The organism is Myxococcus sp. CA040A (assembly GCF_013336725.1).
Lineage (GTDB): Bacteria > Myxococcota > Myxococcia > Myxococcales > Myxococcaceae > Myxococcus > Myxococcus llanfairpwllgwyngyllgogerychwyrndrobwllllantysiliogogogochensis.
In genome coordinates, this window is sequence record NZ_JABUMR010000050.1 from 1 (window position 1) to 563 (window position 563).

A 563-nucleotide genomic window follows, 5' to 3' on the forward strand; every position below is an offset into this window, starting at 1 on the left:
TCACGGCCCTTCGACCTGGAGCACGGCCCCATCTTCCGCGTGCTGCTGCTGCGACTGGACGCACAGCGCCATGTCCTCGTCGGGACGGTCCATCACATCGCCTCCGACGGCTGGTCCACGGGAATCCTGCTCCGTGAGCTGGCGGAGCTCTATTCCGCGCACGCCACCCGGCAGCCGCCTCGGCTGGAAGCCCTCCCCGTGCAGTACGCTGACTTCGCCGCCTGGCAGCGCTCATGGCTGCGTGACGACGCGTTGGAGCAGCAGCTCTCCTATTGGAGACAGCAGCTCTCCGGCGCGCCTCCCTTCCTGGAGCTGTCCACCGACCGGCCTCGTCCGCCAGTCCAGTCGAACCGGGGCGCCTCCTTCCCCGTGCGCCTGCCTCCCTCCGTGAACGAGCGACTCCTCGCGTTCTGCCAGCGCGAGGGCGTGACGCCTTTCATGGCGTTGCTCGCCGTCTGGCAGCTCCTCCTCTCCCGCTACTCCGGACAGGACGACCTCTCCGTCGGCTCCCCCATCGCGGGACGCACCCGAGCGGAGACAGAGGGGCTCATCGGCTTCTTCGT

At 68.9% G+C, this 563-nt stretch carries 1 protein-coding gene; it reads left to right on the plus strand.

Annotation, left to right across the window (positions count from 1 at the left end):
* The coding region (locus HUA75_RS46050; protein WP_254628137.1) for a condensation domain-containing protein at nt 1-563 on the plus strand (563 nt) is incomplete at both ends.